This is a genomic window from Streptomyces sp. NPDC058678 (assembly GCF_042714835.1).
GTDB lineage: Bacteria > Actinomycetota > Actinomycetes > Streptomycetales > Streptomycetaceae > Streptomyces.
In genome coordinates, this window is record NZ_JBHXSG010000001.1 from 383816 (window position 1) to 408278 (window position 24463).

Here is a 24463-nt window from a genome sequence, read left to right on the forward strand (position 1 = left end):
TGTCACCAATTCCCGGCGTACACACTTGACTTGAAGAGCACTCGAAGATGAAAACTCCCGTTCGTGCCCCGAATGAGGGCGCGAACGGGAGGAACGTCATGAAGTACCGCGCCATCGGCAGCGACCCGGACAACCGCCGAGAGGTGAGCGTGCTCGCCCTCGGTGCGATGCTGTTCGGCTCCCGGACCGACGAGGAGACCTCCTTCGCCGTACTCGACCGCTACGTCGAGGCCGGCGGGAACTTCGTCGACACGTCCGACAACTACGCCTTCTGGTTCGACGGCGGCCAGGGCGGACAGAGCGAGGAACTGCTGGGCCGCTGGCGGCGCAGCCGCGGCATCGGCGACGAGGTCCTCATCGCCACCAAGCTCGGCGCCCGCCCCCTCGCCCCCGGCACGAGCTACGTCGACAACGCGGAGGGCCTGTCGGCGAAGGTGATCCGCGAGGCGGCGGAGCGCAGCCGCGAGCGCCTGGGCGTCGAGAAACTGGACCTGCTCTACGCCCACATCGAGGACCACACCGTCCCGCTCGAGGAGACGGTCGAAGGCTTCGCCTCACTGGTCGCGGAGGGCACGGTCGGCCTGCTCGGCGTCAGCAACCACGCCATCTGGCGGGTGGAACGGGCCCGCGCCCTGGCGGCCGCCGCCGGACTGCCCGGCTACGAGGTGCTCCAGTACGAACACAGCTACCTGAGGCCCCGCACCGACATACCCGGAGACCTCTTCCCCGACGGCACGCTGGGCGCGGCGGGACCGGACCTGTTCGGCTACCTGAGGGCCGAGCCCGCCCTGACCCTGGTCGCCTACTCACCCCTCCTGAAGGGCACGTACGCGCACCCCGACCGACCTCTCCTGCCGGGTTACGACCACCCGGGCACCCCGGCCCGCCTCGCGGCCCTGCACGAGGTGGCCAGGGAAACCGGCGCGACCGTCAACCAGGTCGTCCTGGCCTGGCAGATGGGCGGCGAACTGCCGATCCTTCCCCTGGTCGCGGTCTCGTCGGTGGCCCAGCTGGAGGAGAACCTGGCGGCGGTGGAGCTGGAGCTGACGGGGGAGCAGCGGAGGCGGCTGGACGAGGTCCATTGACGTCGGCCGTCGCACGCCGTGGTCGAGCAGTTCCCCGCAGGCGTGACCGCCGACGAGACCGGCCCCGCCGGTTCAGGGTCTGACCAGCAGCTGGAAGTCGAACGCGTACCGGGAGGCGCGGTAGATGTGCGTGCCGTACTCGACCGGCCGGCCCGTGTCGTCGTACGCCGTGCGCTGCATGGTCAGCAGTGCGGCGCCCTCCTGCTCGTCGAGGAGGGCGGCCTCCTCGACGGTGGCGGAGCGGGCACCGATGGTCTGGCGGGCGCTGTGCAGGGTGATGCCGGCGGAGCGCATCATCCGGTACAGGCCGGTCGACTCGAGCCTGGGCGTGTCCAGGTCGAGCAGGCCGGTGGGGAGGTGGTTGCACAGGAAGGCCACGGGCTGGCCGTGGGTGGAGCGCAGCCGTTCCAGGACGGTCACCTGGCTGCCCTCCGCGACACCGAGGGCGGCCGCGACGTCGGCGGGCGCCGGGACGCTCTCGTTGCGCACGACCCGGGTGGCCGGTCCCTGCCCGGCCGCCTCCAGGTCGTCGTACAGGCTGCTGAGCTCGAGCGGGCGCTTGACCTGGCTGTGCACCACCTGCGTGCCGACCCCCCGCCGCCGCACCAGGAGGCCCTTGTCGACCAGGGACTGAATGGCCTGGCGGACCGTAGGCCGGGACAGCCCGAGGCGCACCGACAGGTCGATCTCGTTGCCGAGCAGGTTGCCCGGGGCGAGCACGCCGTGCTCGATGGCCGCCTCCAGCTGCTGGGCGAGCTGGTAGTACAGCGGCACCGGACTGCTCCGGTCCAGGGCGAAGTCCAGGGAGCTCAGCGTGGGGGTGGTCGCGGCACGTGGGTAGCCGCCGGTGTTCGCCATGGACGTACCTCCCTCGGAGGGTCGGGAGCGGGGGGTCAGAGGTGGTGGCGGCGGGCGGCGACCTGGCGGTCGTACTCCTGCCGCGCTCGTACGGCCGCCTCGCGGGAGGCCACCTCGGCCACCGGCACGTCCCACCAGGCCTCGGCCGCGGGAGCGGTCGGCGCCGGGTCGGTCTCGACGTACACACAGGTCGGCCGGTCCGAGGCGCGGGCCGTCGCCAGTGCCTCGCGCAGCTCCCGTACCGTCTTGGCGCGCAGTACGTCCATGCCGAGGCTCGCCGCGTTGGCCGCGAGGTCGACGGGGAGCGGGGCGCCGGTGAAGGCGCCTCCCTCAGACTTCGTCCGGGGGGACCCCCAGGCCCGGAAGCGGTAGGGGGTGCCGAAGCGCTCGCCGCCCACCGCCTCGGACAGGCCGCCGATGGAGGCGTAGCCGTGGTTCTGGACGAGGACCAGGTTGATCGGCAGGCCCTCCTGGACGGCCGTGACGATCTCGGTCGGCATCATCAGGTAGGTGCCGTCGCCGACCAGCGCCCACACGGGCGTGTCCGGCTTGGCGTGCTGGACACCGATCGCGGCCGGGATCTCGTAGCCCATGCAGGAGTAGCCGTACTCGACGTGGTACTGGCGCGGGCCGCGGGCCCGCCACAGCTTGTGCAGGTCGCCCGGGAGCGAGCCCGCCGCGTTGATCACCACGTCCTCGTCGCCCACGACCGCGTCCAGCGCGCCGAGCAGCTGGGTCTGGGTCGGTACGGCGTCCTGGTCGTCGGCGCGGAAGGCGGCCTCGACGACCTGCTCCCAGCGGTCCCTGCCGGTGCGGTACTCGCTCTCGTACGCCGGGTCCACACGGTGGCCTTCGAGGGCGGCGGCCAGCGCCTGCAGCCCTGTCCGGGCATCGCAGACCAGGGTCCGTGCCGCCTGCTTGTGGGCGTCGAACGCGGTGATGTTCAGGTTGACGAACCGGACGTCCGGGTTCTGGAAGAGCGTGCCGGAGGCGGTCGTGAAGTCGGAGTACCGCGTGCCCACGCCGATCACCAGGTCCGCGGTGCGGGCGATGTCGTCGCAGGCCGCCGTGCCGGTGTGACCGATGCCGCCCAGGTCGGCGGCGTGATCGTGGAGCAGGGAGCCCTTGCCGGCCTGCGTCGAGGCGACCGGGATGCCGGTGGCGTCCACCAGCGCCTTCAGGACGCCCTCGGCCTCGCTGTGGTGCACCCCGCCGCCCGCGACGATCAGGGGGCGGGAGGCGGCCCGGACGGCGCGCACGGCCTCGGCCAGCTCGGCCGGGTCGGGCGCGGGACGCCGTACCCGCCACACGCGCTCGGCGAAGAACTCGGCCGGCCAGTCGGAGGCCTGCGCTTGGACGTCCTGCGGCAGGGCGAGGGTGACGGCGCCCGTCTCCACCGGGTCCGCGAGGACCCGTACGGCGTTCAGCGCGGAGGGGATCAGGGCCTCGGGGCGGGTGACGCGGTCGAAGTACCTCGACACCGGGCGCAGGGTGTCGTTGACGGACACGTCGGCCTCGGATGGGTGCTCCAACTGCTGGAGCAGCGGCTCGGCGGGGCGGGCGGCGAAGTAGTCGCCGGGCAGGAGCAGGACCGGCAGCCGGTTGATCGTGGCGAGGGCCGCGCCGGTGACGAGGTTCGTGGCGCCCGGGCCGATCGACGTGGTGACCGCCTGCGCGGACAGCCGGTTGAGTTGGCGGGCGTGGCCCACGGCCGCGTGCACCATGGCCTGCTCGTTGCGGCCCTGGTGGTACGGCATCGCGTCCACACCCGCCTCCAGGAGCGCCTGGCCGATCCCCGCCACGTTGCCGTGGCCGAAGATGCCCCAGGTACCGGCGATCAGCCGGTGCCGTACGCCGTCCCGCTCGGTGTACTGCGCGGCCAGGAACCGCACCAGCGCCTGGGCGACGGTCAGGCGGACGCTCGTGGGGTGGGTCATCGGGGCCTCACTGGAAAGGGCGGCGGGGCAGGCGGCGGGGTAGGGGGCGGAACGGCGGCAGTGCGGGCAGGCCCCGTCTCAGGCGGTCGTACTCGGCTCCGCGGCCCCCGCGAGCAAGGTCTCGACCTCGGCCCCGGTCGGCATCGCGGAGGAGCAGGCGAGGCGGGAGGCCACGTGGGCGCCGGCCGCGTTGGCGTACCGCATGGTGCGCTCCAGCTCCCAGCCCGAGAGCAGGCCGTGGCACAGGGCCCCGCCGAACGCGTCGCCCGCGCCGAGACCGTTGACCACCTCGACCGGGACGGGCGGGACCTGGGCCGTCGTCCCGTCGCGGTGCACGGCGAGGACACCCTTCATCCCTTGCTTCACCACGGCCAGCTCCACGCCCGCCGCCAGCAGCGCCTCGGCACACGCCTGCGGTTCGCGCACACCCGTGGCGACCTCGCACTCGTCGAGGTTGCCGACGGCGACGGTCGCGTGCCGGAGTGCTTCGGCGTAGTAGGGCCGGGCTTCTTCCGGATCCCGCCACGCCGTGTCGCTCCACAGCGCGGGGCGCCAGTCGAGGTCGAACACCGTCGTTCCCGACTTGTCCCGGGACTTCAGGGCGGCGAGCGTCGCCGACCGGCTCGGCTCCTCACTGAGGCCGGTGCCGGTGATCCAGAAGATCCGGGCGGCGCGGATGGCGAAGTAGTCCAACTCGTCGGTGTGCACGGCCAGGTCCGGGGCGCTCGGACGGCGGTAGAAGTACAGGGGGAAGTCGTCCGGCGGGAAGAGTTCGCAGAACGTCACCGGCGTGGGGAGCCGGTCCACCGGTGTCACCCAGCGGTCGTCGACCCCGAACTCCCTGAGCTGCTCGTGGAGATAGACTCCGAACGGATCGGCGCCGGTGCGGGTGATCACCGCGGTGGAGCGGCCGAGCCGGGCGGCGGCGACCGCCACGTTCGCGGCCGAACCCCCGAGGAACTTCTCGAAGCTTTCCACGCGTGCCAGCGGCACGCCGGACTGCTGGGGGTAGAGATCCACTCCGATTCGGCCCATAGTGATCAGGTCGAAGAAATTGGCTGATCCGGCCATGTGCGACCTCCTCGAGCTGTGCGGGGGGAGACGGGTCCCGTGGGACCTGCCGCCCCCAGGTGTAGGCCGCGGGGGGTCGCGCTGTCAATGGTTTGTACTTACATTCGGACCTGCTTGTGAAATGATGTCTTAACAAAGTATTGACAGCGGGCGTGGCAAGGGATTGGATCCCGTCCCAGCGCAACTGCCGCGTTCTCGCAGCACAACGACCCGGATCTTCCGAGGTCCGGGCCCTGAAACCCCGTGATGGCTTTCGCCAGTAGCACAGTGAGGTGCAGGAAAGATGGACCGCTCTTCTCGCTTCCGCTCCCGCAGAATGACCCCGGTGGTGGCCGTCGCCGCGGCTGCGGCCCTGACCCTCGCAGGCTGCTCCAGCAGCTCTGGCGGCAAGAAGGCCGAGGAGAGCGAGGCCGGTGCCTCCGCGGGCAAGGCCACCACTCCTCGGATGACGGTCGCGCTGGTGACCCACCAGTCGCCCGGCGACACCTTCTGGGACATCGTCCGCAAGGGTGCCGAGGCCGCGGCCGCCAAGGACAACATCAAGCTCATCTACTCCGCCGACCCGAACGCGGGCAACCAGGCCAACCTGGTCCAGAACGCGATCGACCAGAAGGTCGACGGCATCGCCATCACCCTCGCCAAGCCGGACGCCCTCAAGGACGTCGTGGGCAAGGCGAAGGCCGCGAACATTCCGGTGGTCGGTCTCAACTCCGGTGTGAGCGAATGGAAGAAGCTCGGCCTGATGGAGTTCTTCGGCCAGGACGAGACCGTCGCCGGTGAGGCGCTCGGCAACAAGCTGAACACGACCGGCGTCAAGAACGCCGTCTGTGTCGTCCAGGAGCAGGGCAACATCGGCCTGACCCAGCGCTGCGACGGCGTGGAGAAGACCTTCTCCGGCAAGCTGCAGACGCTGTTCGTCAACGGCACCGACATGCCGTCGGTGAAGTCGACGATCACCGCCAAGCTCAAGCAGGACTCCTCCATCGACCAGATCGTCACCCTCGGCGCCCCCTTCGCGCTGACCGCGACGCAGTCGGTGTCCGAGGCCGGCAGCAAGGCGAAGATCGCCACCTTCGACCTGAACAAGCAGCTGACCAGTGCCATCGACCAGGGCACGATCGAGTTCGCGGTCGACCAGCAGCCGTACCTCCAGGGCTACCTGGCGATCGACTCCCTGTGGCTCTACAAGAACAACGGCAACTACATGGGTGGCGGTGAACAGCCGGTGCTGACCGGGCCGGCCTTCGTGGACAAGTCCAACGTCGACGCCGTGGCCTCGTTCGCCGCGAAGGGCACCAGGTGATGAGTATGACCCAGCATGCCGAGCCGGCGGTGACCACACCGCCGGCCTCCGGCCCGCAGAAGACCGACGGCCGTTCCTCTCAACGGCCGCTGGTGTTCAGGCTGTTGGCCCGTCCCGAGGTGGGTGTCTTTCTCGGTGCCGCCGCGGTGTACGTGTTCTTCCTGATCGCGGCACCCCCGGTGCGTGACGGCAGCTCGATGTCCACGATCCTCTACCAGTCGTCGACCATCGGGATCATGGCCCTGCCGGTCGCGCTGCTGATGATCGGCGGCGAGTTCGACCTGTCGTCCGGCGTCGCGGTGCTCACCTCGGCGCTCACCGCGAGCATGCTCAGCTACCAACTGACGCTGAACGTCTGGGTCGGTGTGTTCGCCGCGCTGATCGTGTCGCTGGCGGTCGGCTTCTTCAACGGCTGGATGGTGGTCAAGACCGGACTGCCCAGCTTCCTGGTCACCCTCGGCACCTTCCTGATCCTCCAGGGCGCCAACCTCGCGGTCACCAAGCTCGTGACCACCAACGTGGCCACCGACGACATCAGCGACATGGCAGGCTTCGACCAGGCCAAGAAGATCTTCGCCTCGTCCTTCGACATCGGCGGCGTCCAGGTGAAGATCACGGTCTTCTACTGGCTGGTCTTCGCGGCCATCGCCACCTGGGTCCTGCTGCGCACCAAGTACGGCAACTGGATCTTCGCGGTCGGCGGCAACAAGGAGTCCGCGCGCGCCGTCGGTGTGCCGGTGACCTTCACCAAGATCTCCCTGTTCATGCTGGTCGGCCTCGGCGCCTGGTTCGTCGGCATGCACCAGCTGTTCACCTTCAACACCGTCCAGTCCGGCGAGGGCGTCGGCCAGGAGCTCATCTACATCGCCGCGGCGGTCATCGGCGGCTGTCTGCTGACCGGCGGCTACGGCTCGGCGATCGGCCCGGTCTTCGGTGCCTTCATGTTCGGCATGGTGAACCAGGGCATCGTCTTCGCCGGCTGGAACCCCGACTGGTTCAAGGCTTTCCTCGGCGTGATGCTCCTCGGCGCCGTCCTGATCAATCTGTGGGTCCGCCAGTCGGCGACCCGGAGGTGACCCACATGACAACCAACGAATCCGGCACCCACGGCGCCGTCCTTCCCGACAGCGACGCCGCCCCGGACACGGACGCCGCGATCGTCGAACTGCGCGGTGCGGGCAAGTCGTACGGCAACGTCCGTGCCCTGCACGGCGTCGACCTCCAGGTCCATCCGGGCCGCGTCACCTGCGTGCTGGGCGACAACGGCGCCGGCAAGTCCACCCTCATCAAGATCATCTCCGGGCTGCACCAGCACACCGAGGGCGACTTCCTCGTCGACGGCACCCCGGTGCGCTTCTCCACTCCGCGCGAGGCCCTCGACAAGGGCATCGCCACCGTCTACCAGGACCTGGCGACCGTCCCCCTGATGCCGGTGTGGCGCAACTTCTTCCTCGGCTCCGAGATGACCAAGGGTCCCTGGCCCGTGCGTCGCCTCGACATCGAGCGGATGAAGAAGACCGCCGACGAGGAACTGCGCAACATGGGCATCGTCCTGCACGATCTGGAACAGCCCATCGGCACCCTCTCCGGCGGCCAGCGCCAGTGCGTCGCCATCGCCCGCGCGGTCTACTTCGGCGCGCGCGTCCTCATCCTCGACGAGCCGACCGCCGCCCTCGGCGTCAAGCAGTCCGGCGTGGTCCTGAAGTACATCGCCGCCGCCCGCGACCGTGGCCTCGGCGTCATCTTCATCACCCACAACCCCCACCACGCCTACATGGTCGGCGACCACTTCAGCGTGCTGCGCCTCGGCACCATGGAGCTGTCCGCCTCCCGCGACCAGGTCAGCCTCGAAGAACTCACCAACCACATGGCGGGCGGCTCCGAACTCGCCGCCCTCAAGCATGAGTTGTCCCAGGTACGAGGCGTCGACGTCGAGGAACTCCCGGAAGCGGAGGATCTCAAAGCGTCCGTGGCGGCCACCGGCGAGGGGAAGTCCTGAGGTGGCCACTCGGCCCGACGGCCTCCGGGCCGGCACGGCCACCCCGACTCCTGGGGTGTGTGCTTCCCCGACGACCCGGTACAGGTGCCCTGGGGACGCTTCCCGGACGAGGTCGCCGAGGCCGGCTGCCCCTGCGAGCCGGACCGGCCGCTGCCGGTCGCGGTACGCACCCGCAAGTTCCTGAGGTTCTGTGGCGCCTGAAGGGACGACCATGACACCCCGTGGCACGAGCGAGGAACTCGGCGTCGTCGTCATCGGCACCGGCCGGATGGGCGCCGACCATGTCCGCCGTATCCAACAGGTCACCAGCGGAGCCCGGGTGACCGCCGTGGTCGACGTCGACGCGGAGCGCGCCAAGACGGTTGCGGCCCGCGTCGACGGCTGCACCGCGTACACCGACCCGGCCTCCGCGATGGCGGCGGCCGACGTCGACGCCGTCCTGATCGCCTCCCCGGGCCCCGCCCACGAGGCCGCCCTGCTGACCGCCTTCGAGCACGGCCTGCCGGTGCTGTGCGAGAAGCCGCTCACCCCCGACGCGGCCTCCGCGCTGCGGGTGCTGGAGGCCGAGCAAAGTCTGGGCCGGCGACTGGTCCAGGTCGGCTTCATGCGGCGCTACGACGCCGAGTACGTCAGGCTCAAGGCCCTTCTGAAGACAGGTCAGTTGGGCCGCCCGCTCATGCTGCACAACCGGCATCGCAACGTCGCCAGCCCGCCCGGCTTCACCAGCGGCATGCTCATCAGCGACTCCGTGGCACACGAGACGGACGTGACCCGCTGGCTGCTCGGCCACGAGATCACGGCCGTCACGGTGCTGCGCCCCACTCCGTCCGCGAGCGCGCCGGACGCCCTCCAGGACCCGCAGTTCGTCGTGTTCGAGACGGACGGCGGCGCGGTGTCCGACGTCGAGATCTTCGTCAACTGCGGCTTCGGCTACCAGGTCCAGGCCGAGGTGGTCTGCGAACGAGGCACCGCCCGCGTCGGCGACGGACACGCCATGGTCACCAACATGGCCGGCCGCTGGGGCGGCACCATCGACCAGGACTACACCGTGCGCTTCGCCGACGCCTACGACCGCGAGATCCAGACCTGGGTCGACGCCACCCGCCGCGGCGAGACCGTCGGCCCGAGCGTCTGGGACGGTTATGCCGCGGCGGCGGTCTGCGAGGCGGGCGTGCGGGCGCTGGAGGACGGCGGCCGGGTGCGGGTGGAACTCGTGGAGAAGCCCGCGCTGTACCGGTGACCGAAGCCGTGGAGGTGGCGACGCCGGCCCGCCGTGTCCGCGGGCTGGCGCACACCCCCGGACATCAGCCCCCGGCCGTCATGCGGGGGCGCGGCTCGAACCCCGCCGCCCGATAACACGCGTCGATCAGAGTCATCGTCGCCACCGCGTCGTCCGTGTCCGGCGGTACCGGTGCGCCGCCCCGCACCCGGTCCGCGAACGCCTCCAGCTGATACGTGTACGACGACCGCGTCCCGAGCCGTTCCGTCCGCTCGCCTTCCGGCGTACGCACCACGACCCGGTCGTCCACGTGCGGCAGCACGAAGTTCGGTGCGCTCGCCTCACCGCGGGTGCCGACGATCCGGCAGCTCATCTCCAGTTCGGCGTACGCCATGTGGCAGCGGGCCGACGCGACGGCGCCGCCCGGGTACTCCAGTTCGGCGTCCAGCCACTCGTCGACGCCGTGCGCAGCCGCGCGCTCCCCGGCCCGCGCGGAGACGAGGCGCGGCTCGCCGCCCGCCCAGGGCGCGAGCATCCGCGCCGCGTGGAGGCTGTAGCAGCCCAGGTCCATCACCGCTCCGCCGGCCAGCGGCAGCGACCAGCGCGGGTCGGAGTCTTCCGGGGCGGGGATGGCGACGAGCGTCTCCACCCGCCGCAGTTCACCGAGTTCACCGCTTTGCAGGATCTCGTGCAGACGCCGAGTCACCGGGTGGAAGAGGTAGTGGAAGCCCTCCATGAAGACGGCCCCGGACTTCGCCGCCGCCTCCCGCACCTCGGCGGCCTCCTCGGCGTTGCTCGCCGACGGCTTCTCCGTCAGGACGTGCTTGCCCGCCGCGAGGGCGGCGAGGTTCCACGGCCCGTGCAGGCCGTTCGCGAGCGGGTTGTAGACGGCCTCGACCTCGGGGTCGGCGATCAGGTCGGCGTACGAGCCCGCCACCCGCTCCACGCCGTGCGCCGCGGCGAAGGCCTCGGCGCGGGAGCGGTCGCGGGCGGCCACCGCGACGAGGCGGTGGCCGGTCGCCCGGGCCGGGTCCACCAGGGAGCGTTCGGTGATGCGTGCCGCGCCCAGTACTCCGATGCGTAGTGGTTCCCGGCCCGGTTCGCTCATGCCTGCCGTACCTCCTCGATCGTCACGGGACGGTGCTCGCCCAGCGACAGTGTGCACGCATCGGCGATCCAGCCCGCCTCCAGGGCGTCCTCGATCGTGCACGGGGAGGTGCGGGTGCCGGCCACGACCTCGGTGAACGCGGTGAGTTCGGCGCGGTAGGCCTCGGTGAAGCGGTCCATGAAGAAGTCGTGCGGGGTGCCGGCCGGGAACGTCACACCGGGCTCGACCGAGCGCAGCGGCAGCTTGTCCTCCAGGCCGACGGCGATGGAGTCGGTGAAGCCGTGGATCTCCATGCGGACGTCGTAACCGCGGGCATTGTGCCGGGAGTTGGAGACGACCGCGATGGTGCCGTCGTCCAGCGTGAGGATCGCGCCCGTGGTGTCGGCGTCCCCCGCCGCCTTGATGAAGTCGGCGCCCCGGTTGCCGCCGACCGCGTACACCTCGGTCACCTCGCGGCCGGTCACCCAGCGGATGATGTCGAAGTCGTGCACCGAGCAGTCGCGGAAGATGCCCCCGGAGGCGGCGATGTACGCGGCCGGCGGCGGCGCCGGGTCCAGCGTGGTCGACCGTACGGTGTGCAGCTTGCCCAGCTCACCGCTCTGCACGGCGGCCCGCGCGGCGACGAACCCGGCGTCGAAGCGCCGGTTGTAGCCGATCTGGATCGGCACGGCGCTGCCCTGGACGGACTTGAGGACCTCGACGCCCTCCCGCATGGTGCGGGCGACGGGCTTCTCGCAGAACACGGGCACGCCCGCCTCCACGGCGGCGCGGATCAGCGCGGGGTGGGCGTCGGTCGCCGCCGCGATGACGATGCCGTCCACGCCGGCGGCCAGTACGGCCTCGGGGGAGTCCGCGACCTCGGCGCCGAACCGCTCGGCGGCGGCCTTGGCGGCGTCGGCGAACGGGTCGGCGACGACGAGCGAGGTGACCGCGTCGAGTCCGGAGAGGGTCTCGGCGTGGAAGGCGCCGATGCGGCCGAGGCCGAGGATTCCGATACGCATGGGGGACTTGCTCCTTGGGATGCGGGGGTCTTACGAGCGGGTGGGGCTGCGAGCGGCTATGGCTACGAGCGGGCGAGGCGAAGGCGGGGGTGGAGAAGACGAGGGTGGAGAAGACGAGGGTGGAGAAGGCGAGGTGGAGACGGTCAGTCAAGTCCGCCCAGTACGTTCTGGTCCCAGTCGATCACCGAGCCGGTGACCACTCCGGACCGGTCCGACAGGAGGAAGACCACAAAGTCGGCGATTTCGTCCGGCTGGCCCAGTTTGCCCATCGGCAGCCGCGCCGCGGCCTGCTCGCGCCAGTCGTCGCCGGCGCCGTGGAAGGTCTTCTGCGTCGTGTCCTCGCCCTCGGTCGCGGTCCAGCCGATGTTCAGCCCGTTGATGCGGACCCGGTCGAAGCGGTGCGCGTGTGCCGCGTTGCGGGTCAGGCCGATCAGCCCGGCCTTCGCGGCGACGTACGGCGCGAGGAACGGCTGCCCGCCGTGCGCCGAGGACGTGATGATGTTGACGACCGTGCCGGGCGCCTTCCTGCCCACCATGTCGGCGACGGCGGCCTGCATGGCGAAGAAGGGCGCCTTGAGGTTGATGGCGATGTGCTGGTCGAACAGTTCGGGTGTGGTGTCGAGGAGAGTGCCCCTGGACGTGAGACCGGCCGAGTTCACCAGACAGTCGACCCGGCCGTACGCCGCGACGACCTGTGTCACGGAAGCCCTGGCCTGCTCGGCGTCCGCCAGATCGGCCCGTACGAACATCGCCTTGCCTCCCGCGGCGGCCAGCTCCGCCACCAGGGCCTCGCCGGGCTCCGGGCGGCGGCCGGTGACGGCCACCACCGCGCCCTCCCGGACGGCGGCCCGCGCGATGGCGGCGCCCACCCCCTGGCTGCCCCCGTTGACCAGGACGACCTTGTCGTCGAGAAGTCCCATGATTTACCTGCCCTTTCAGCTCGTGCGGCGCTCGGCGCCGGCCCGCAGTTCGTCCCGCAGCGCCTCGGGCGTCCACGCCTCGCGCACCGCCCGCCGTACCGTGTCCGCCTGCGACGGCGGGGCCAGGCCCGCGACCGGCGGATCGCTGTCGAGGTTGGTGGGGAAGGCGTATCCCTCCGCGCTCGCCGCGATCACGTTGTCCAGCCACTCCTCGTCCGCTCCCTGGGCCCGGCGCTCGAGCAGTACGGGGAACACGGCGTTCGCGACGGCCTCGCGGTCCACCGTCTCCATCGCCCGGCCGAACGCCGAGGACACCTGGAGGAGGTTCGCCGTGCGCCGGATGTCCGCGGAGCGGTTGGTCCCGGCGGCGTGGAACAGCGCCGGGTTGAAGAAGGCCGCGTCGCCCTTGGCCAGCGGGAGCTGGACGTGCCGCTCCTCGAAGTACGCCCGGAACTCGGGCAGGCGCCACGCCAGATAGCCCGGTTCGTAGGTCTGCGAGTACGGCAGGTACATCGTCGGCCCGGACTCGACCGGCATGTCGCAGTGCGCGACCGCGCCCTGCAGGGTGAGCACGGGGGAGAGGCGGTGCACGTGCGCCGGGTAGGCGGCCGCCACCTCGTTGGACAGGAAGCCCAGGTGGTAGTCGCGGTGCGCCGTCTGCGCCGCGCCGCCCGGGTTGACCACGTTGACCTGCGAGGTCACCTGGTAGCCCGGACCGAGCCAAGCGGCCGAGACCAGCGCGAGGAGGTCGTTGGCGTAGTAGTCGGCGAATGCCTCCGGGTCGTACCGGGCCGCCTTCTCCAGGGCGTTCCACACCCGGTCGTTGGCGCCCGGCGTGGCGAAGTGGTCGCCGGCCGTCGCACCGGAGGCGTGCTGCTCGGCGATCAGCGCGTCGAACACGGCGGAGAGCCGGTCGACCACCGCCGGATCCGGGAAGGCGCCCCGGAGGACCACGATGCCGGGCCCGTCGGCGAGGGCGCGGACCAGTTCGGCCTGGACCTCGCGCCGGTCGGCGGCGCGCAGCCGCGCACTGTCGTAGATCAGGACGCCGCGCTCCACCGAAACGGCGTACGGGTAGCCGGAGAGGTCCGTCGAGCGCTCGACGAGCGCGCGCAGACCGGCCAGGTCGCAGTCCTGCTCGGACAGCCAGGCACGGCGTTGCACGGAGGTGAAGGACATCGTCGTCCTCTCGATGACAGGGGTGACTCGCCCTGTCATTCTTGTCAGTACAAACCCCTCGAACAACCGGCAGCGAGCCATCAAAAACCCCTCAAGGAGCCTCAGGTGGGCCACCCCTTCCCGGTCCGGGAGATCGCACGTCAGGCGGGCCTGAGCGAAGCCACCGTCGACCGGGTCCTCAACGGGCGGGGCGGCGTGCGCGAGAGCACCGCGCGGGAGGTGCGGCAGGCCATCGCCGACCTCGACCGGCAGCGCACCCAGGTCCGGCTGGTCGGCCGCACCTTCATGATCGACATCGTGATGCAGGCCCCGGAGCGGTTCTCCACCGCCGTCCGCGCCGCCCTGGAGGCCGAGCTGCCCTCCCTGCACCCGGCGGTCGTGCGCTCGCGCTTCCACTTCCGTGAGACCGGCCCGATCCAGGAGCTCACCCGCACCCTGGACCGGATCGCCCGGCGCGGCTCACAGGGCGTGGTGCTCAAGGCCCCGGACGTCCCCGAGGTGACCGCGGCCGTGGGCCGGCTCGCGGAGGCCGGCATACCGGTCGTCACCCTGGTCACCGACCTGCCCGCCACCGCCCGCCTCGCCTACGTCGGCAGCGACAACCGGGCGGCCGGCGCGACCGCCGCGTACCTCATGGGCCAGTGGCTCGGGGACCGCCCCGGCAATGTGCTCACCAGCCTCAGCAGCGGCTTCTTCCGCAACGAGGAGGAGCGCGAGATGGGCTTCCGCAGTGCCATGCGCGCCCTCCACCCCGACCGCACCCTGGTCGAGATCGCCGAGGGACAGGGCCTGGACGCCACCCAGTACGACCTCGTCCGGGCCGCCCTGGAACGCGACCCGGACATCCGGGCGGTCTACTCGATCGGCGGCGGCAACATCGCGACCCTGCGCGCCTTCGACGACCTGGACCGCCCGTGCGCGGTGTTCGTCGCCCACGACCTCGACCACGACAACACCCGGCTGCTGCGCGACCACCGCCTGTCCGCCGTGCTCCACCACGACCTGCGCCAGGACCTGCGCGAGGTCTGCCACCTCGTGATGCGCGCCCACGGCGCCCTGCCGCCGGCGGGGCCCACGCTGCCGTCGGCGATCCAGGTGGTCACGCCGTACAACATGCCGCCCCAGGCGACGGCCGGCTGAACCGGTGGCCTGGGGCGGGCTCTGCGAACGGGAGCGTCAGTGCGGCAGCGCGGGCGATTCGCTCGGCGTGACCCGTCCGGCGCTGCGGTGGACGGAGATGCCCACGGCCAGCAGCCAGTAGCTGAGGACGGCCCCCATCAGCGCGGTCGTGCCCCAGCCGTTCGCCGCGTAGAAGTTCGCCGGCGTGTTCCCGAAGAACAGGGACGGCACGAAGGCCAGGTTGATCCCCGCGAGGACGTACGCCGACCGGCCGGTCCAGCGCGGCAGCAGCCGGGTGCGGGAGACGGCGTACCCGAACGAGATCAGGAACAGCGCCAGCATGACGCGGGAGATCGACCCGTAGAGGATGTACGTGCCGCTGACGTCGACGGTCGGATCGATCGGACGGTCGGCGGCGATGACCGCGCCCGCCTCGAGACCCATGGAGACCAGGGTGATCGTCGCGTAGACCAGCCCCGTGGCGGAGGCCATCGAGCCGACCCACTCGTGGGCGGGGCTCACCCGCCGGACCAGTTCGCGGAAGGCCGTCACGAACACGACCACGAGCGCGAGCGCGACGATCCCGATCAGCAGCCGGGACAGGACGTTCGCGTCCGGCGGCGGACCCGAGTAGACGAAGTACAGCGGTACTTCGACGATGAGCGCGGCCGCGGCGGAGATGCCCGCGAGGCCGGTCAGGCGCCTGGCGAAGGTCTCGTTCATGGGTTCCCCCGAGTGTCGGTGGGCGGCTCGGCGTCGGCGTGTGTGCCGACACCTTGAAGCCTGCCGTCCCGGGGGCGCGCCGTCCCTGGGCCTGGGAGCCGGATCGGGGGTGGTCCTACCGTCACCCTCCCCGGTGTACGTCCACCCAGGCGCCGCTCTCGGCCGACCGCACCATCGCGTCCAGTGCGGCGGCGCTGTGCACGGCGTCCGTGAGCGTGGCCCCGTGCGGGGTGCCCTCGGCGATCGAGCGGAGGAAACGGTACGCCTCGATCACCTTGAGGTCGTCGTAGCCCATGGCGTTGGCGGAGCCGGGCTGGAAGGCCCCGTACTCGCCCTCGCCGGGGCCGATGTACACCGTGCTGACCGGCTGGTCCTGGTAGCGGTCGCCACGGCTGACGCCGAGTTCGTTCATCCGGCGGAAGTCCCAGAACACCGCGCCCTTGGTGCCGTGCACCTCGAAGCCGTACGCGTTCTGCTCACCGACCGAGACCCGGCAGGCCTCGAGAACACCGCGGGCGCCGGAGGCGAATCGCAGCAGGCAGCTCACGTAGTCCTCGTTCTCGACCGGGCCGAGCTCGCCGCCGGACGCACGGCTGTGACCGGCCGTGGCGCCGGTGGGGCGGGACCGCTCCGGGACGAAGACCGCGGTGTCGGCGGTCAGGGAAGCGATGTCGCCGAGCAGGTACCGGGCCAGGTCCACGCCGTGCGAGGCCAGGTCGCCGAGCACTCCGCTGCCGCCCCGCTCCCGCTCGTACCGCCAGGTCAACGCGCCCTCGGGATGGGCCGCGTAGTCGCTGAACAGGCGGACGCGGACATGGGTGACCGTGCCGATCCCGCCGCTGCCGATCAGCCGCCGGGCCGACTCGACGGCGGGCGCGTTGCGGTAGTTGAAGCCGACCGTGCCCTGCACACCCGCCGTCGCGACGGCGTCGGCGACCGCACGGGCGTCCGCCACGGTCAGACCGACCGGCTTCTCGATCCAGACGTGCTTGCCGGCCTCGGCCATCGCGACGCCGATCTCCCGGTGCAGGAAGTTCGGCGCGGTGATGCTCACGGCCCGCACCCGCGGGTCGGCGGCCACCTCGCGCCAGTCCCGGACGGCCGTGGTGAACCCGAACTGTTCGGCGGCCTCCTCGGCCCGCCCCGGCACTTCGTCGGCGACCGTCACCAGCTCCGGCCGGAGGCCGAGCTTCGGGTAGTGGTGCAGGACACGGGCGTACGCCTGGGTGTGCACCCGGCCCATCCAGCCGAATCCGACGACGGCGACACCGAGCGTATCGACCATGAGCACCTCTTTGGACCGGTCCACGAACTGTCCAAGCCACCCTGAGCGGGCTTTCTACAGGTGTCAACCCCTTTGACAAGGTGGCGCGCCGCATGGAACGGTCCAGAGCATGAGACAGCCGACGATCCGGGACGTGGCCGAGAAGGCCGGCGTCTCCAAGTCGCTGGTCTCGCTCGTACTGCGCGGCTCCGACCAGGTCCGCCCGGAGAAGCGGGAGGCCGTACTGCGAGCGGTGCGGGAGCTCGGCTACCGCCCCAACGCAGCCGCCCGCAGCCTCAGCGAGCAGCGCAGCCGCACCGTCGGCGTGCTCCTCAACGACCTGCGCAACCCGTGGTTCGTCGACCTCCTCGACGGCCTGAACCCGCTCCTGCACGAGCACGGCCTGCACATGCTGCTGGGCGACGCCCGCCTCAACCGCCGCACCGGCCAGGACCTGGCCCGGCCCTTCCTGGACCTCCAGGCCGACGGCCTTGTCGTCGTCGGCACCCTGCCCGACCCGGCCGCGCTCGGCACCGTCGCCGAGCGGATACCGGTCGTCGTCGCGGGCGCCCGCGAGCCCGTCCCGCCCGGCGTCGACGTGGTCGCGGGCGACGACGAGCAGGGCGCCCGGCTGGTCACCGAGCACCTCATCGGCCTCGGTCACCGCCGCATCGCGCACATCGCGGGCTACGGAGCCGTCGGTGAGCTGCGCCGCCGCAGCTTCGAGGCGGTCATGTGCGCCCACGGCCTCGCCGACCGGGCACTCGTCGAGACCGGCGACCTGACGGAGGAGGGCGGCTTCCGGGCCGCCGTACGGCTGCTCGGCCGACCGGGGCGGCCCACCGCCGTCGTCGCCGTCAACGACATCACCGCCGTCGGCGTGCTCTCGGCCGCCGCGGAACTGGGCCTGCGCGTCCCGTACGACCTGTCCGTCACCGGCTACGACGACACGAGCATCTCCCGGCTGCGCCACCTGTGGCTCACCACCGTCGACAACGCCGGCCATGAAGTCGGCCGCCGCGCCGCCCGCTGCCTCCTCGACCGCTTCGAGGGAGCCGAGGGAGCGGGGCGGCTCCACCTGGCCACCCCGACGCTGGAGATCCGCGGCACCACGGCCCCGCCGCTCACAGGTTGACCGCGTACGCCTTCCGCAGGGTCTCGTGCACCGTCCACGTCGTACGGTCGCCCGCGCGGTACGGCCATGTCACCGGGCCCGACCGTCAGCGTCGGCCCGCCCTCGACCTCCACCTGGCGGACCCGCTGACCACGTCGAACAGCCGGGTGACATCAGAGGCGGCCGCCCCCGTCGTCCGGGTGGCGGCCGCCTCGGTCGTCGTAGGGCGTGCGGTCACACCTTGGCCGCGGCGGCCTCCGTGGTCTCGGCCGGGCCGTCGGCGCCGGGTGCGGTCCGCGGGGCGCGGTGCCTGGGGATGAAGGTGGCGATGAGGAAGGCGAGGAGGGCTGCTCCGGCGCCGAGGGCCATGACCACCTTGAAGCCGTTCTCCGAGGGGAGGGCGTAGCCGCCGAAGTCGGTGGTCATCTGGGCGAGGATGACGCCGGCGATGGCGCTGGCGAAGCTGGTGCCCAGGGACCGCATGAGGGTGTTGAGGCTGTTGGCGGCGCCGGTCTGGGTGGGGTCGACGGCGCCCATGATGAGGGCGGGCATCGCTCCGTAGGTGAAGCCGATGCCGCCGCCGATGACGCAGGAGACCAGGACGAGGTGCCAGACCTCGGACATGAGGACCATGTTGAGGCTGTAGCCGGAGGCCACGATCAGTGCGCCGATCATCAGCGTGAGCTTGGGGCCCTTGGCCTTGGTGATGGCCGCGGACACGGCGGACATGGCCATCATGACCAGGCCCTGCGGGGCCAGTACCAGGCCGACGGTGAGCATGGACTTGCCGAGGCCGTAGCCGGTGGCCTCGGGCAGCTGGAGCAGCTGCGGCAGGACCAGGGACATGGCGAACATCGAGAAGCCGAGCGCGACGGAGGCGAGGTTGGTGAACAGCACCTGGGGGCGGGCGGTGGTGCGCAGGTCGACCAGCGGCCGGCTGCTGCGCAGCTCGTAGAAGCCCCAGGCGAGCAGGATCACGACGGAGGCGATGCCCAGGCCGAGCGTGGTGACGGACGTCCATCCCCAGTCGCCGCCCTTGGAGACGGCCAGCAGCAGGGTCACCAGTCCGGCCGACAGGCCCAGCGCGCCGACCAGGTCGAAGCGTCCGCCGGCCCGCACCTTGGACTCCGGCACGATCAGCAGCACCAGCATGAAGGCGACGGCGCCGAGGGCGGCGGAGGTCCAGAACAGGAGGTGCCAGTCCCACCTGTCGGCGATGAAGGCCGCCGAGGGCAGGCCGAGGGCGCCGCCGACGCCGAGGGAGGCGCTCATCATGGCGGTGGATCCTGCGAGCCGTTCGGCGGGCAGGACGTCGCGCATGATGCTGATGCCGAGGGGGATGACGCCGGCGGCCAGGCCCTGCAGGGCGCGTCCGGCGATCATCGGGACGACGGAGTCGCTGAGCGCGCAGACGACGGAGCCGGCGATCAGCAGGACGATGCTGACGAGCAGCATGCGGCGCTTGCCGTACATGTCGCCGAGGCGGCCGACGACGGGGGTGGCGACGGCGGCGGCGAGCAGGGTGGCGGTGACGGCCCAGGCGGTGTTGGACGCCGAGGCGTCGAGGAGCTTGGGCAGTTCCGGGACGATCGGGATGACCAGGGTCTGCATCAGCGCGACGACGATTCCGGCGAAGGCCAGCACCGCCACGACGGCGTTCGACCTCGGCGGGGCGGACGACCCCGCTGCGGCGGGTCGGGCAAGGGCGTCGGACATGGCAAGGCCTCCGGTCAGAGCAGGGGGTTCGGCTGTCGGTATTGCTTGACTCACTCAAGTTAATCTCAATTGATTGACTTAAGCAAGCGGAAGGGGGGTGTGGCGAGCGCCACGGGCGGGGAGCGGCTTCAGCCGGCCGCTGGTTCCTCCAGCCGGTACGACTGCACGGGCAGCTCGGCGACGACTTCGAAGCCACCCTGCGGGCGGTGTCCCATGCGGATGCGCCCGCCGACCGAGTGGGCGCGCTCGCGCATGCCGATGAGGCCGTAACCGCCGCCTGGGGAAGGTGAGTTGGGTCGTCTCGCACCGTCGGCGTTGACGACCGTGACGACCAGGCGGTCGTGGGTGTAGGCGAGCCGCACGTCGGCCGCGCCGGTGACGGCGTGCTTGGTGACGTTGGTCAGGGCCTCCTGCACGATCCGGTACACCGTGAGGGCGGCGCCGACGGACACGGGTCGCGGATCGCCGTCGGTGGCGAGGGTGACCGTGAGGCCGGCGTGGAGGAAGGAGGAGACGAGGTCCGGGAGCTCGGCGAGGCCGGGGGTGGGCTCGGGCGGCTTGTCGGCGTCGGTCGTGCGGGTCCCGCGGCCCTCGTCGTCGGTGGGGCGGGCCGCCGGATCCCCGGTGTCGACAGAGGGGGCCGTACGGTCCGCCTGGTGTCGCAACAGGCCGACGGTGGACTTGAGTTCGCGCAGCGCGGAGAAGGTGGTGCCGGACAGCTCGTCGGCGATCCTCTCCGCCTCCTCGGGCCGCACGGGCAGCATCCGGACGACCGCGCCCGCCTGCAGGTTCGCCAGGACGAGATGGTGGGCGACGACGTCGTGCAGGTCCCGGGCGATGCGCATGCGCTCCTCGGCGACGCGTCGTCGCGCCTCCTCCTCCCGTGTGCGTTCCGCGTGCTCGGCGCGTGCCTGCACGGCTTCCAGGTAGGCGCCGCGCAGCCGGGTCACGGTGCCCAGGGAGGTGGGCAGCAGCAGCCAGGCCGCGGGGCCGAGCAGCTTGAGGACCAGCGGTTCGTCGCCGGGACCGACGGCCAGGGTGGCGCCGACCAGGAGGACTATGCCGGTGCAGGCGAAGGTGTTCGCGGTCCTGCGGTCGGTGCGGACGGCCAGCGAGTGCAGCGCGACCATCAAAGGACCCAGCAGCAGGACCGTGAGGATGTAGCCGAGCGCCGAGACGGCCGTCGCGCAGACGATCGTCACCGCCGTCGTCGTACGGGGCCGGCAGCGGCGCCACAGCAGCGCGGCGCAGGCGACCCCGGTGAGCAGGACGCCGGGCCACCACGGCACGCCCGGGTCGTGCCCCGGGAGGGTGACCAGGCTGCCCGGCAGGGAGCAGGCGAAGAGGGCGGCGGCGAGTCCGGCGTCCACGGCGTGGGGACGGGCGGTCGGCAGGCGTTGCAGGTTGTCGATCATCGTGTGGGCTTCCCGTCCGGTGCTGTCGCCGCGGTGCGGACCACCAGGTCCCCGCCGGCCGAGGCGGCGGCCGGGACCGGAGGTCGGTTTCCGTCGCCGGGCCGGCAGTGGACGGGGGAGTGTTCCGCCTGCCGGCCCGACGACCGCACCGCGCCTGTCCCCACAGGTTCGGCGCGAGGGGGCCGCCTCCGCTGGGGGCGACCCCCGTTCGGGGTGTCTTGCTTGACTTAGGCAAGCACGGGCGTATTACTTAAGTCAAGCAACCTTTTGAATATTGCTTAAGTAAGGCAACGACCCTGAGGTGATGTCATGCCCGCACAGCCGTCCCCCGCAGCACCCGTCTCCGTGAACGTGGCGGAGATCGAGCGCGTCCTCACCCGTGTCACGCACCTGGCCGGCCGCGCCCGGCAGCACGAGCGGCTGATGGCCGTGGCAGGACTGGCATTGGACCGGGCCGCCGTGGCCATCCTGCGACACATCGCGGAGAGCGAGCCGCTGCGTCCCGGAGTGCTGGCGGTCCGCCTGTCGGTGGAGGCCTCCCATGTCACGCGCCAACTACGGCAGTTGGAGCAGGGCGGGTACGTGATCCGGGTCGCCGACCCCGACGACCGGCGCGCCCAGCGCGTCCAGATCACGGACGCCGGCCTGGCCGCGGTCGAGCGCATACGTGAGGTGAGCCGCCGGGGCGTGGAGATGGCCCTGGCCGACTGGTCCGAGGAGGACCTCGAACGCCTCGCCACGCTCTTCCGCCGGATGGTCGGCGACTTCGTGGCCCATGCCGAGGACCGGCTCGACGTCCCGGCCGCCGCCTCCTGACCGACGGGCCGGCGCCGTGAGGCGCTGTCCCCACAAGAATGGTCCTGCGGGGCCTCGCCCGGGACGGCCGGACCGCACCTGCGGACCCGCCCTCCGCTGCTCTTCCTGTCCGGCTGCCACGCCCTGCACGGCCTCGTCCCCGACCTCGGCCCGGGGCGGGAGGACTGCGTCACCAAACCCGAAACCCGTCCGGATCGCCGAAGTGCCGGCCCGGGTCCAGGTCCTGGCTGTGGCGCAAGGTGGACCGGGAGGGCTCCGCTCTCATCCGCGCCCGCCCCGTCTTCGGCTACCGGCTGGGCTGCGCCACCCGCTGAACCGACCGCGAAGAGCCCTGCGGGACACTCCTGGGGAAGATCTATGCCTGCAATACGGCGGACAAAATTGTTGACAATCTTGTTTGGCTAGATTTAGGTTCGACAGGCACTCACTCAGGGAGGGCAACGATGCCGAAAGAAGCCCGTCCGAGCACCGGAGAGCAGGCCAAACAGCATGCGCTCGCGCAGCTGCGGCAGGCGATTCTGCACGGCGAGATGGCACCGGCGCAGCGGCTGGTGGAGAACGAGCTCGCCGAGCAGTTCGGTGTGACACGGGCCAGCATCCGTGCGGCACTGATCGACCTGGAGTCCCAGGGACTCGTCGAGCGGATCCGCAACCGCGGCTCGCGGGTCCGGGTGGTGACCGTGGACGAAGCGGTCGCCATCACCGAGTGCCGCATGGTCCTCGAAGGACTGTGCGCGGCGAAGGCGGCCGTCGCGGCCAGCGACGAGCAGCTGGGTGAACTGACCGACCTCGGCACGGCGATGACCAAGGCCGTCGCCGACGGCGAGCCCGTGACCTACTCCGACCTCAACCACGAACTGCACACCAGGATCCGGGAGTTCTCCGGGCAGCGGACCGCCCTGGAACTCCTGGAGCGGCTCAACGCCCAACTGGTGCGCCACCGTTTCCAGTTGGCGCTGAGGCCGGGACGTCCGCAGCAGTCCCTGAACGAGCATCTGGCGTTGATCGAGGCGATCAGGGCCAGGGACCCGCAGGCGGCCGAGACGGCCGTCCGCGCCCACCTCACCAGCGTGATCGAGGCGCTGCGCGACTGAGCCGCGCGAGGCGGGCGCCCACCTGTCACCCCAAGGAGAATTCGAGCAATGACGCACCCAGGCGCGCCCGCCACCACCGCCCGTTCGACACTCGTCGTCACCGCGCACGCCGGGGACTTCGTGTGGAGAGCCGGTGGAGCCATCGCCCTGGCCGCCTCCCGCGGGGAGAAGGTCACCATCGCCTGCCTGACCTTCGGCGAGCGGGGCGAGTCCGCCAAGGCCTGGCGCGAGGGCAGGAAACTGGACGAGATCAAGGCGATACGCCGGGACGAGGCCGAGCGGGCCGCCGCCACCCTCGGCGCCGAGGTCCGCTTCTTCGACGCCGGTGACTACCCGCTGCTCGTCAGCCCCGAGCTCACCGACCGGCTCGTCGAGGTCTACCGCGTCACCCAGCCCGACGTCGTCCTCACCCACCCGACCGAGGACCCGTACAACGGAGACCACCCGGCCGCCAACCGGATGGCCCTGGAGGCCCGGGTCCTCGCCCAGGCCATCGGCTATCCGGGCCCCGGCGAGATCATCGGCGCCCCGCCGGTGTTCTTCTTCGAACCGCACCAGCCCGAGATGAGCGGCTTCAGGCCCGAGGTGCTGCTCGACATCACCGAGGTGTGGGACACCAAGCGCAAGGCCATGGAGTGCCTGGGTGCCCAGCAGCACCTGTGGGACTACTACACCGACCTCGCCGTCCGCCGAGGCGTGCAGCTCAAGCGCAACGCCGGGCCGAACCTGGGGCTCGCGCACAAGACCATGGCCGAGGCCTACATGCGCCCCTACCCGCAGATCGCGAAGGAGCTGGCATGAGCGGCGTCATCGTCACCAACCCCCCGAAGGCCGACGTCAAGGACGTCGACGCGCTGGCGGGGTACGGCGTGGCCACCGTCAGCGAGGCCATGGGCCGCACCGGTCTGCTCGGGCCTGGGATCCGCCCGATCCAGCAGGGCGTACGGGTGGCGGGCACCGCGGTCACCGTGCTCAGCTGGCCCGGCGACAACCTCATGATCCACGCCGCCGTCGAGCAGTGTGGCGAGGGCGACATCCTGGTCGTCACCACCACCTCCCCGTGCACGGACGGCCTGTTCGGGGAGCTGTTCGCGACCGCCCTCCACAAGCGCGGGGTGCGCGGCGTCGTCATGAACACGGGCATCCGTGACACCCAGGAACTGCGGGAGATGGGCTTCGCCGCCTGGTCGCGGGCGGTCTCCTCGCAGGGCACGGTCAAGGCCACCGGCGGTTCGGTCAATGTGCCGATCGCCATCGACGGTCAGGTCATCCGCCCCGGCGACGTGATCCTCGCCGACGACGACGGTGTGGTGGTCGTACCCCGCGAGCGCGTGCCCGCCACCGTCGAGGCGTCCGAGGCCCGCGAGGTCAAGGAGGCCAAGGCCCGCGCCGCCTTCGTCGATGGCCAACTCGGCCTGGACCGCTACGGGTTGCGGGAGACGTTGAAGAGGCTGGGTGTCGAGTACAGGACGTATGACGAGTACGAGAGGGAGCGGTCGTGACCGCCGTGCCCGGGGAGGTG

Annotated in this window: 22 protein-coding genes and 1 pseudogene; 11 read left to right on the forward strand and 12 right to left on the reverse strand. The window is 71.4% G+C overall.

Annotated features, from left to right (window positions below; genetic code table 11):
• The first annotated feature begins 98 nt into the window (after positions 1–98).
• Positions 99–1085, forward strand: a complete 987-nt coding sequence (locus ACFWWR_RS01615) for an aldo/keto reductase (protein ID WP_383868254.1) — start codon at positions 99–101, stop codon at positions 1083–1085.
• A 72-nt stretch (positions 1086–1157) separates the two neighbouring features.
• Here the strand turns inward: ACFWWR_RS01615 and ACFWWR_RS01620 are convergent, their stop codons facing one another.
• The 3 genes from ACFWWR_RS01620 to iolC all read right to left on the reverse strand — a co-directional run bounded on the left by ACFWWR_RS01620 (position 1158) and on the right by iolC (position 4951).
• Entirely contained in the window at positions 1158–1943 is a 786-nt protein-coding gene (locus ACFWWR_RS01620; protein WP_383868256.1) for a GntR family transcriptional regulator, read from the reverse strand.
• A 35-nt stretch (positions 1944–1978) separates the two neighbouring features.
• Entirely contained in the window at positions 1979–3880 is a 1902-nt protein-coding gene (gene iolD, locus ACFWWR_RS01625) for a 3D-(3,5/4)-trihydroxycyclohexane-1,2-dione acylhydrolase (decyclizing) (RefSeq protein ID WP_384301345.1), read from the reverse strand.
• Positions 3881–3958: 78 nt separating this feature from the next.
• Entirely contained in the window at positions 3959–4951 is a 993-nt protein-coding gene (gene iolC, locus ACFWWR_RS01630) for a 5-dehydro-2-deoxygluconokinase (RefSeq protein WP_383868258.1), read from the reverse strand.
• 283 nt (positions 4952–5234) lie between these two features.
• On the opposite strand from iolC, the gene ACFWWR_RS01635 reads away from it, so the two are divergent.
• From ACFWWR_RS01635 to ACFWWR_RS01650, 4 genes are all read left to right on the forward strand, one after another.
• A complete protein-coding gene (locus ACFWWR_RS01635; RefSeq protein ID WP_383868260.1) occupies positions 5235–6254 on the forward strand; it encodes a sugar ABC transporter substrate-binding protein in 1020 nt (339 codons plus the stop codon).
• Positions 6254–7330: an ABC transporter permease gene (locus tag ACFWWR_RS01640; RefSeq protein WP_383868262.1), complete on the forward strand. Its 1077-nt coding sequence runs from the start codon at positions 6254–6256 to the stop codon at positions 7328–7330. The genes ACFWWR_RS01635 and ACFWWR_RS01640 overlap by 1 nt, the downstream gene beginning before the upstream one ends.
• A 5-nt stretch (positions 7331–7335) precedes the next feature.
• Positions 7336–8253 carry an ATP-binding cassette domain-containing protein gene (locus tag ACFWWR_RS01645; RefSeq protein WP_383868264.1) on the forward strand — a complete coding sequence of 306 codons (918 nt, stop codon included), beginning with the start codon at positions 7336–7338 and terminating at the stop codon, positions 8251–8253.
• 211 nt (positions 8254–8464) lie between these two features.
• Positions 8465–9493 (forward strand): Gfo/Idh/MocA family protein, encoded by a 1029-nt coding sequence (locus tag ACFWWR_RS01650; protein ID WP_384301350.1) that lies wholly within the window; start codon positions 8465–8467, stop codon positions 9491–9493.
• A 64-nt stretch (positions 9494–9557) separates the two neighbouring features.
• On the opposite strand, the gene ACFWWR_RS01655 is transcribed toward ACFWWR_RS01650, so the two are convergent.
• From ACFWWR_RS01655 to ACFWWR_RS01670, 4 genes are all read right to left on the reverse strand, one after another.
• Positions 9558–10580, reverse strand: a complete 1023-nt coding sequence (locus tag ACFWWR_RS01655; RefSeq protein WP_384301354.1) for a Gfo/Idh/MocA family protein — start codon at positions 10578–10580, stop codon at positions 9558–9560.
• The gene (locus tag ACFWWR_RS01660; protein WP_384301359.1) at positions 10577–11581 is read right to left on the reverse strand and encodes a Gfo/Idh/MocA family oxidoreductase; all 1005 of its coding nucleotides are present in this window, start codon (positions 11579–11581) and stop codon (positions 10577–10579) included. Before ACFWWR_RS01660 ends, ACFWWR_RS01655 begins: the two co-directional genes overlap by 4 nt.
• A gap of 143 nt (positions 11582–11724) precedes the next feature.
• The gene (locus ACFWWR_RS01665) at positions 11725–12501 is read right to left on the reverse strand and encodes an SDR family oxidoreductase (RefSeq protein WP_383868272.1); all 777 of its coding nucleotides are present in this window, start codon (positions 12499–12501) and stop codon (positions 11725–11727) included.
• Positions 12502–12516: 15 nt separating this feature from the next.
• Positions 12517–13680 carry a phytanoyl-CoA dioxygenase family protein gene (locus ACFWWR_RS01670; RefSeq protein ID WP_383868274.1) on the reverse strand — a complete coding sequence of 388 codons (1164 nt, stop codon included), beginning with the start codon at positions 13678–13680 and terminating at the stop codon, positions 12517–12519.
• Between the two features lie 105 nt (positions 13681–13785).
• Here ACFWWR_RS01670 and ACFWWR_RS01675 point away from each other — a divergent pair, with 105 nt between their 5' ends.
• Entirely contained in the window at positions 13786–14820 is a 1035-nt protein-coding gene (locus ACFWWR_RS01675; RefSeq protein ID WP_383868276.1) for a LacI family DNA-binding transcriptional regulator, read from the forward strand.
• Positions 14821–14856: 36 nt separating this feature from the next.
• Here ACFWWR_RS01675 and ACFWWR_RS01680 read toward each other — a convergent pair whose 3' ends face one another.
• Together ACFWWR_RS01680 and ACFWWR_RS01685 are read right to left on the reverse strand one after the other, a co-directional pair.
• Positions 14857–15522, reverse strand: a complete 666-nt coding sequence (locus ACFWWR_RS01680; protein ID WP_384301362.1) for a hypothetical protein — start codon at positions 15520–15522, stop codon at positions 14857–14859.
• 121 nt (positions 15523–15643) lie between these two features.
• Entirely contained in the window at positions 15644–16807 is a 1164-nt protein-coding gene (locus ACFWWR_RS01685) for a Gfo/Idh/MocA family protein (protein WP_384301365.1), read from the reverse strand.
• Between the two features lie 109 nt (positions 16808–16916).
• Here ACFWWR_RS01685 and ACFWWR_RS01690 point away from each other — a divergent pair, with 109 nt between their 5' ends.
• Positions 16917–17921, forward strand: coding sequence for a LacI family DNA-binding transcriptional regulator (locus ACFWWR_RS01690; protein WP_384301367.1), 1005 nt, complete (start codon positions 16917–16919; stop codon positions 17919–17921).
• Here the strand turns inward: ACFWWR_RS01690 and ACFWWR_RS01695 are convergent.
• The 3 genes and pseudogenes from ACFWWR_RS01695 to ACFWWR_RS01705 form a co-directional block, all read right to left on the reverse strand.
• Positions 17911–18063: pseudogene (locus ACFWWR_RS01695) on the reverse strand (cupin domain-containing protein); the annotation flags it as partial. The gene ACFWWR_RS01690 and the pseudogene ACFWWR_RS01695 sit on opposite strands and share 11 nt — an antisense overlap.
• 71 nt (positions 18064–18134) lie before the next feature.
• On the reverse strand, positions 18135–19616 hold the full coding sequence (locus ACFWWR_RS01700; protein WP_384301369.1) for an MFS transporter: 1482 nt from the start codon (positions 19614–19616) through the stop codon (positions 18135–18137).
• Between the two features lie 128 nt (positions 19617–19744).
• Positions 19745–21031, reverse strand: coding sequence for a sensor histidine kinase (locus tag ACFWWR_RS01705; protein ID WP_384301373.1), 1287 nt, complete (start codon positions 21029–21031; stop codon positions 19745–19747).
• 309 nt (positions 21032–21340) lie between these two features.
• Here ACFWWR_RS01705 and ACFWWR_RS01710 point away from each other — a divergent pair, with 309 nt between their 5' ends.
• From ACFWWR_RS01710 to ACFWWR_RS01725, 4 genes are all read left to right on the forward strand, one after another.
• Entirely contained in the window at positions 21341–21847 is a 507-nt protein-coding gene (locus tag ACFWWR_RS01710) for a MarR family winged helix-turn-helix transcriptional regulator (protein WP_384301375.1), read from the forward strand.
• Positions 21848–22290: 443 nt separating this feature from the next.
• Positions 22291–22941 (forward strand): GntR family transcriptional regulator, encoded by a 651-nt coding sequence (locus ACFWWR_RS01715; protein ID WP_384301377.1) that lies wholly within the window; start codon positions 22291–22293, stop codon positions 22939–22941.
• A gap of 48 nt (positions 22942–22989) precedes the next feature.
• Positions 22990–23742, forward strand: a complete 753-nt coding sequence (locus ACFWWR_RS01720; RefSeq protein ID WP_384301381.1) for a PIG-L deacetylase family protein — start codon at positions 22990–22992, stop codon at positions 23740–23742.
• The gene (locus ACFWWR_RS01725) at positions 23739–24443 is read left to right on the forward strand and encodes a 4-carboxy-4-hydroxy-2-oxoadipate aldolase/oxaloacetate decarboxylase (RefSeq protein ID WP_383868292.1); all 705 of its coding nucleotides are present in this window, start codon (positions 23739–23741) and stop codon (positions 24441–24443) included. The genes ACFWWR_RS01720 and ACFWWR_RS01725 overlap by 4 nt, the downstream gene beginning before the upstream one ends.
• The last annotated feature ends 20 nt before the right edge of the window (positions 24444–24463 follow it).